We start from the raw sequence: 8191 nt of genomic DNA on the forward strand, positions 1-8191 counted from the left end.
CGACCGCCGATGCTCCCGCCCCGGAACCCGCTGCGACCACCGCCGAACCCGCCGGTGTTGCCCTTCGACCGGGGAACCGCGGGCAGGGTGGTCCGCATCGACCGGTGGAAGCCCTGGTACGCGGGGTAGAAGCCAGCTCTCCCGGGACGTCCCCGGTACCAGCCGTCCGGCTCGGCCGCGCCCACCGCCGCGAACTTCTTCGTCCACACCTCGGCCAGCCCGAACACCTGGGCGTAGGGCAGGTAGCGGTTGAAGATCGTCTGCCGCTCCTCCTCGCTGATCTGGTCCGCCTCGGCCACCTCCAGGTACCGCCGGAAGTCCCGGGTCTGCGCCAACGCCGTGGAGCCGAGCGCGGTGCGCGCCGGCATCCGACCGGCGAGCACCGCCATCGCCAGACCCGCCAGGACGACCGGGAGCCCCAGCAGACCCAGGTCGACGGGCACCAACAGGAACCAGGTGGCGAGCGCCGCGCCCGCGGCGACCGCCAGCCCACCCATCCGGTAACCGTCCCGGACCCGGTCAGGGCGGTGCTTGTACCACCCGCGACGGGTCGTCTGGTCCAGGATCCGCTGCCTGGCCGAGCTCTGGGTCTGGTGGAACTTGCCGGAGAGGGACTTCATCGTTCGGCGGCCGTCGCGCGCCCCGGAGAACAGGCCGTTGAGGATCAGGCCCTCGAAGTCGGTGAGTTCCGCGTCGGCCCTCCGCAGCCGTACCAGGACGTGGTCGGAGCCCTTCTCCTCGACCCGCAGGTACCCGCGCACCGCCAGGTCCGTGACGGTGGCCGTCACCTCGGCGGTGTCAGCGTTCTCCTTGAGGATCGCCCCGCACAACGCGGGTGGGATGTCATCCGGCGGGGTGAAGCGGACCGCGACCTCGTCACGTTGCCCGAGCCCCCGGACGGCTTCCCGGGCCTGCTGTCCCTCGGCCGGCGCCAGGCCCGGGGTCTGCCCCACGAAGTAGGAGTCGCGACCGCGCCGCAGGGTCCTGGCCAGCAGCGCGCCGGCTCCACCCAGCACGACCGCCGCGCCACCGAACACCCACCCCGAACCGATCCCGGCGCCCTCACCGGGTCGGGTCAGGTTGGACATCACGAGAGCGGCGGGGGTTTGGCGGGTGCGTTCCATCGCCGGCGGAACCGTCACCGTGTCCGGAAGCGCCACCACCACCGTGACCGCGTTGCGCGGCCCGAGAGGCCCGGCCTCGAAGCGGGCGGTATCACCGTCGGCCGCCGCGACCGGGCAGTCCACGTCGGGTTGGGCGGGGTCGCCGGCCGCGCAGCGCACCCGGCTGATCGGGCCCGGGGCGGTGACCGCGACCGACACCGAGTCGACCGGCACCTCCCACTGGTCCCCGAAGGCGTTCCAGAACAGCTCCGGTTGCCCTTCGGGGGCGTTGAGCAGACCCCGCATCTCGTAGGAGATCTCGTAGGTGTGGGTCCCGGTGACCTGGGAGTTCGGGTCACCGAGGCGGATGACGTCGGCGGAGCCGTCGTTGTCGGCGCCCTCCGGGTTGATGGCGGTCTCCACGGGGGCGCCGTCCATCGTCGCGCTCACGCCCACGACCTCGATGTACCGCTCCTTGAGGTCGTCGACGCTCCCGTCGGCCCGCTCGACGGGGTACGACACCGGGATGTGGCGGAAGATCCCCCGCCGGCTGTACATGCCGAAGCTGTACTCGATCGTCTCCACGACCCGCACGGCGCCGTCCTCGGTCACCTCCGCCTCGATGGCCAGATCGACGATCCGTTCCCGGACGTCGCCCGCCGTCGACGACGCCACGGCGGCCTGCGGAGCGACCAACAGCAGGAAGCCGAGGACCGCGAGAAGAGAGGAGAACCTGCGCAGCATGGCCCCAGTATGGATGGCGGTCACCCTCCGAATACTCCCGACGGGGAAACTCGGGCGGATGGTCGACGCACGGCTGCCCGGCCGTGACGCACCGTGTGCTGGCCGGAAGTGGGGTGCTGGGCCGACCCGCCGGTTCGGACGGGGCACCCCGGTGGACCCGGCCCGGGCACGCCCTGCCCCCGCGACCCTCCCCGCCCGCCGCGCCCGGACGCCGGTTCTGGGAGCTGTCACCCTATCCGGGCTTGACGTGTCCGTCGCGGAGAGCGAACACCACCCGGAATCCCGGAGCCCGCCCCCCGTGTGGGTGCCGCCCGCGGACCACCCCGCGTCACCGGTGGGCGGGGCCGTTCTCGCCGGTGACGCGGGGTGGTCCGGCCCGGACGCCGCCTGCCCGCCGCCGGGAAAGGAGGAGGTCAGGCGCGGCGGGAGGGGCAGACACCCGTGGGGTCGCCTTCCCCGGGACGATCACCAGTGATCGCATTCGTGCCTGAACGATCAAGTCCTCCCACGTCACCCCATTGTCGAGTATTTCCCGGAATTCTTTCCTGGATCTTCTTCTCTCACTACCGTGGGAATAGTTCGCGCTACTCCCGGCGGACAACGATGATGTGTGGAACAGCGGAAATCCGCGAACATCATTTCTTCGAGAGGTTGAGGAGTGACCATGAGAACTGAGCGAGCGGCACGGTCCCTGGAAATCGCCCCGCCGAACGAGTTGGAGCTCGTCGCGGACCTCGAGGAGGTCCAGGAGAAGCCGGAGGGCACCCCGCCCCTCTACCGGGAGCCCTCCGACCTGCTGCTGGCGGTCGTGCTCTCCACGGGAGAACCGCCCGAGCCCAAGCGGCCCCGCCGCTGAGACGACCAACCGGTTCTGGCGAGGGGAAGGGAGCTCGAGGTGTCGCGCCTTGACGCGGATCCACCGCCCAGGCTCAGTTACACGACGGCGGTGGACGCCCTCGCCGCCAGTGTCGTCCGCGCCTTCCGGGGCGCGGACGACACGTACCGGATCAGTGACCACGTCGGCCTCCTCCCCGACCGCAGGGCGGAACTGGCGGCGCTGCGGGTCCTGGGGGTCGACGCGCTCACCCCGTTCCTGGTCCGCAACCGCCCGGTGCTCGCGGACGACTTGGCCGTCTTCGACGAGGTGGTCACGGTCTTCCCCTCCGACAGCACCCGCGTCACCACCTCCGTGGTCCGCCGGCTCCGCCACTGGTTCCTGGAGGAGGTCCTCACCGAGCTCACCGGGGCGGGGAAGGGCACCGCCTACCCCCGGTCCGCCGACGAACTCGCCCCCAACGACGGCACCCCGTGGCAGCCGTGGTCCGTGTTCATGGCGCAGGTCTCCACCATGGCCCTGCCGGGTTGGGTGACGCCGGTCCACCTGGCCGCCAGCAGGCGCACCGAGGACCTGGCGCGGGGGGCCGCGCGGGCACTGCTGCGCGGAGACCCCTACACGGCAGCCCGGCTCGCCCGGTGGCTCGCGCTGCAACCCGACGTCCCACCCGAACTCGGGCTCGCCGGTCTGCTGGAACACGTCGACCTGCTCGCGGCCCGCGATCCACGCACCCAACTCGAGGTGGCCGTCGCCCAACACCTGCTGGAGGTCGGACGCTCATGAGGGACGCGCTGCTCTCCATCGGCCACCACGTCGGTACGAGCGCCCTGGAGTGGTTGGACGGCGCGGCCCACCTGTTCGCCTTCCCTCCCGACGTCCCCGTCCTGGACGTCAACACCAACCGCCACGTCAAACCGCTGGCGGAATTCGCGTTGGCCGGGTCGATCGCCGTCCGCGAAGGCGCCACCGGGAGCAGGCAGGCCCAGATATCGCCAGTACTGATGGACTACGCCTGGAACGCGCTCGGGAACGGGTCGTTCCTCCACGAGCTGCAACTGGCGATGCCGGTCGAGACCTACCCGATGGAGATCTACGCGATGTTCACCCGGGCCGGTTACCGGCACCCGGAACTCGAGGTCCTCCTCGCCCACCTGGGGCGACTGCGGGCCGCCCACGCCCGCGAGCTGCTCCCCAACCGCCAGCTGGCACTCACCAACTCGGCCAGGCTGATCGGCCTGGAACCCCACGCCGACGAAGCCGAGCTGGTCGCCCGCACCTGGCTGGGCAACGCCTCCGAACCCTGGGCACTGGACTTCGCCACCGCCTACGCGATGACCCACACCGTCTTCCACCTCAGTGACTGGGCCGGTCAACCCGAGCGGCTTCCCCGCCGGATGGTCGACTACCTGCGCCGCTGGCTCCCCGTCTGGCTGGACGTCTACCGGGAGGCCCAACAGTGGGACCTGGTGGGCGAACTCCTCATGGTGGACCTCTGCCTGCCCGACCCCGAGTTCCCGGCCGACACCTGGATCGCCTACGCCACCGCGCAGAACGAGGACGGGCTGATGCCCTTCGGCAGCGAGGCGCCCCCCGAGGACACCGAGGACGCGTTCCGGAACTACTACCACCCCACGGTGGTGGCCGCCGTCGCAGGGACCCTGCTGGTTTCCCGGGGCATCGCGACCCTGACCGGCGCCACCGACACCCGCGAAACCGTTGGCGGATGACCTCCCCCCGGCCCACCGAGCAGGACGCTGGATGGTCGGACGCCGCTCCCCGCCGGCGCGACCCGGTTTCCCCCGCCGCGCCATCCGAGGAGAACCAGTTGACGCGGGCAGCCCCCTGGCTGAACGCGGACGCGCTCCGGCACGCGTTGCGCCACGCGGCCAGCGCCGCCAAGGCAACAGGCGCGGTGGTGGGCCTGGTGACGGCCACCGGCGGCCTGGCCGTCGGCCTGGGCGCCCCGGACCGGTCGGTGAGGGAACCCGTCACCGCCGACACCCACTTCGAATGGGGTTCGGTGACCAAGACCGTCACCGCGCTGACCCTGGCTCGCATGGTGGCCGAGGGGATCGTCCACTACGACGACCCGGTGAGCAGGTACCTGCCCTACCGGGCGCTGCCCCCGGCCCGGCACCCGGTTCCGACGCTGCAGCAGCTCGCCACGCACACCGCCGGCCTGCCCCGGCTACCCCGCAACCTCGCGGGCGCACTGCTGCGCGGCGGCCTGCGCAACCCCTACGCCCACTACGACGCGGAAGCGCTCTACCGGGCGGTGCGCGCCACCACCCCCAGGGAACGGCCCGGGACCAGGGTGCGCTACTCCAACCTGGGGTACGGGCTGCTCGGGCACGCCCTGGGGCGTGCTCTCGGCAGCGACTACGCGACCGCCGTCGACCTGTGCGTCGGTCAGCCCCTGGGGCTCACCCCGCCCGGCGGAGAGGTCCACCGCGCCACCGGGTACCACGGGCGCCGCCGCACCCCACCGTGGCGCATGTCGGCGCTCGCCGGAGCCGGGGTCCTCGCGGGCAGTGTGGTCCAGCTCGCCCGCTACGTGCGGGCGCACCTGCGCCCCGAGGAGGCCGTCCCCCCGGGTCACCCCTCGTTGTCCTGGGCGTTGCGGGACGTCCAACGGCCCCGAGCCGATCTGGACGCACCCCAGCAGACGTGCCTCGCCTGGCACCGTCGAATCACACCCGACGGCGTCGCCGTGCTGCTGCACAGCGGTGTGACCTGGGGGTTCACCAGTTTCGTCTCCTTCGCTCCCGCCGCGGGCGTCGGAGTGGTCGCCGTGGCCAACACCGGCGCGGTGTTCAGGGCACCGCTCACCCGGGCCGCGTACCACCTGCTGCGGTCGCTGGTCGATGACTGGGTGGCAGTGGGGCGGCCCTGAGCTGTGAAGCCGGTCACCGCGCCGGAGCGGTGGTGTTCCCCGACCCGGAAGCCCCGACAGGAGGACGGGGTGCACCTCGCCACGCCGGGCCCGCCCCCCGCCCGGGGAGGGGGCGGCCGGCACGACGTCGCTGGCCAGGCGTAGCGCAGGGTGGACCTCGGGGCCAGCCGCCCCTCCAAGTTGGCTACCTCATCCTCGCCAGGTCCAGTCCGAGCCGGCGTCGAGGTCGCCCGAGCGGCCCGTCGGGGAGCGACCGCGCGCCCCGCCCTCCCCAACACCAAGGGGGTGGGGGAGAAGCAGCCAACCGAGGCCGGACGGCCCGTGGCCGTGCCCTGCGCCCGGAGCGCCGGACAGTCCTCCTCCCGCGCCGCGCGGGCGGAGCGGACGTGCCGGGGCGCGGTCACCACGAGTCAGCGTTGATGCCGGCCCCGGCACCTGTGCTATCGACCACACCGCCCGTTCCATTACGGCGCCCTCCGGAACGGTCGCCCGGCCCGGCCCGGGCCGGCGAAGCCAGCCGCGTCGCCGGTGGCCCACCGCCCAGGAGACCCCCTCGGTGCGCTGTCCGTAGTCTCCCGGACCGGTGAGCGACGTGGAATGCGTCACTGCTCCAACGGCCCAACCGCCACGCCCGTCCGCATCAGCCCAGGTCACGGGGCTGGCTCGGCGTCGGCAGGGCGAGCACCCGCCAGTGGTGCGCCATCGCGGCCCCGCACTAGGGGTTCCTCACCGTGCGCGGCTGTAATAGTGGGGACGTGCGGCGCGATTCCCCCATCGTGCGAGCCGGAGACCACGAAGCAGGCGGTCACCCGGGTAGCTGACCACGGCGGTCACGAACCGACCAGGCTCCACGAACCGGAAATCCCCGACGGCTCGCGGAACCCGCGGCCACCCGTGGCCTCACGCCCGCGTGTGTGCTGGCCCACCTGGGGCGGGATTTCCGGGCCAGCCGGAATAGTTCGCTCGACGCCGTGGTTGACGGGTGTTCCGGTGCGCACGATCTGGAGCGCATCGCCGCGTACTCCTCGAGCCGGTGAGCACCGTCGCCGCATTCCGGCCGGCCCGCCGACAGGCGGCCACCCCATTTCCGTTCCACCAGCACGTGACCAGCGCGCGTGCCGACCGGGACCACGTCCACGGTCGGTTGTCGTGCGCTCCCGTGACGGGCGCCCAGGTGCTCGCCACCGTCCGCTATCGCCGTTCACCAACACCGGAGGTTCTGTCAGTTGGCTGCGGACCGCACCTCGCGGCAGGCATGGGTCATCTGGACCGCCGCCGTCATCGTCTACCTGGCCGCCGTGTTCCACCGGGGCTCCCTTTCCGTCGCCGGCCCGCTCGCGGGCGAGCGGTTCGCCGTGGGCTCGGCCGCGCTCGCCGTCTTCACCGTTCTCCAGCTCGGCGTCTACGCCGCGATGCAGGTACCCACCGGGGTCCTGGTCGACAAGTTCGGCGCCAAACGTGTCCTCATCGCCGCCACGGTGCTCCTCGGCCTCGGCCAGGTGCTCTTCGCGTTGGCTTCCTCCTACCCGGTCGCGTTGGGCGCCCGTGTCGTCGTGGGCGTCGGTGACGCGCTGACCTGGGTGAGCCTCCTGCGCCTGGTCGCGTCCCACTTCGCCGCGCGCAGCTACGCGATGGTCGTGTCCGTCTCCAGCGCGCTCGGTGCGCTCGGCGGGGTCATCGCCACCGTTCCGCTGTCGATGGCACTGGGCAGCGCCGGATGGACGCTCACCTTCATGGTCGTGGGCGCCGCGACCCTGGCCTACACCGCCGCCGTGTCCCTGGGCGTGCGCAACACCCCGGCCGGGCAGCAGCCGACGCACGTCGCGTCGCAGAACGTGCTCCGGCAGGTCCCCAGCGCGTGGAAGGTGGCGGGGACCAGGCTGGCCTTCTGGGTGCACTTCTCCACCGGGATGCTGCCGGGCGTGCTCGGGCTCCTCTGGGGCTACTCGTACCTCGTCGACGGTGTCGGGGTGGAGCCCGGCACCGCGAGCGTCCTGGTCGCCACCCTCGTCCTCACCGGCGTGCTGGGCGGACCCATGGTCGGCGCGGTCATCGGCCGGCGGCCCGCCTCCCGGATGGGAATCGTCATCACCTACCTCGCCAGCTCGGTGGGCCTGTTGGCGGTGCTCTCGGCCTGGCCCGGTGGTCGCCCGCCGGTGCTGCTCGCCGCCGTGGCCTTCGTGGTGTTCGCTTCGGGGGGCCCGGTCTCCTCGGTGGCCTTCGCCCTGGTCCGCGACTACAACCCCATGGCCCAGGTCGGAACCGCGACCGGTGTCGCCAACGTCGGCGGGCACTCCGCGACCGCGATCGGCTCCCTGATCATCGGTCTGCTCCTCGACGTGGTCGGTCACCTGCCCGGCAACGAGGCCTACCGGGTGGCGCTGCTCGGCGCGGTCGCGCTCCTGCTGCTCGGCGGTTTCCGCACCGTCGTCTGGTGGCGGCGGGCCAGGGCCCAGGTGTTCGAGGCCGAGGAGCGCGGCGAGCAGGTGCCCGTCCGCCTCCGGCAGCGTCGCTGGGACCTGCGCCCGGCTCCCGCGCGGGACGCCGAGCCCGTGCCGGCGCCCGCCTGACCCACCCGCGGGACACCCCGAGTGACGGGGCCGAACCCACCGGAGG

General features: G+C 72.5%; 6 protein-coding genes. 5 read left to right on the forward strand and 1 reads right to left on the reverse strand.

All coding sequences use genetic code 11. The features are described 5' to 3' along the window. Positions 1 to 1847 (reverse strand): DUF2207 domain-containing protein (locus tag ACTIDRAF_RS0213260; protein WP_016699219.1); only part of this gene is annotated, 1847 nt, incomplete at its 3' end. A 664-nt stretch (positions 1848 to 2511) separates the two neighbouring features. Between ACTIDRAF_RS0213260 and ACTIDRAF_RS0213270 the strand changes: the two genes are divergently transcribed. The 5 genes from ACTIDRAF_RS0213270 (at position 2512) to ACTIDRAF_RS0213290 (ending at position 8145) form a co-directional block, all read left to right on the forward strand. After that, positions 2512 to 2703: a hypothetical protein gene (locus ACTIDRAF_RS0213270; RefSeq protein ID WP_016699220.1), complete on the forward strand. Its 192-nt coding sequence runs from the start codon at positions 2512 to 2514 to the stop codon at positions 2701 to 2703. Positions 2704 to 2742: 39 nt separating this feature from the next. Next, a complete protein-coding gene (locus ACTIDRAF_RS0213275; RefSeq protein WP_157163016.1) occupies positions 2743 to 3465 on the forward strand; it encodes a hypothetical protein in 723 nt (240 codons plus the stop codon). Then, complete coding sequence (locus tag ACTIDRAF_RS0213280) at positions 3462 to 4409, forward strand: DUF6895 family protein (RefSeq protein ID WP_016699222.1); 948 nt, start codon at positions 3462 to 3464, stop codon at positions 4407 to 4409. Before ACTIDRAF_RS0213275 ends, ACTIDRAF_RS0213280 begins: the two co-directional genes overlap by 4 nt. Before the next feature lie 98 nt (positions 4410 to 4507). Continuing rightward, positions 4508 to 5575, forward strand: coding sequence for a serine hydrolase domain-containing protein (locus ACTIDRAF_RS0213285; RefSeq protein ID WP_016699223.1), 1068 nt, complete (start codon positions 4508 to 4510; stop codon positions 5573 to 5575). A gap of 1226 nt (positions 5576 to 6801) precedes the next feature. Next, complete coding sequence (locus tag ACTIDRAF_RS0213290) at positions 6802 to 8145, forward strand: MFS transporter (RefSeq protein WP_016699224.1); 1344 nt, start codon at positions 6802 to 6804, stop codon at positions 8143 to 8145. Positions 8146 to 8191: the final 46 nt, after the last annotated feature.

Origin of the sequence: Actinoalloteichus spitiensis RMV-1378, from assembly GCF_000239155.1 — a bacterium.
GTDB lineage: Bacteria > Actinomycetota > Actinomycetes > Mycobacteriales > Pseudonocardiaceae > Actinoalloteichus_B > Actinoalloteichus_B spitiensis.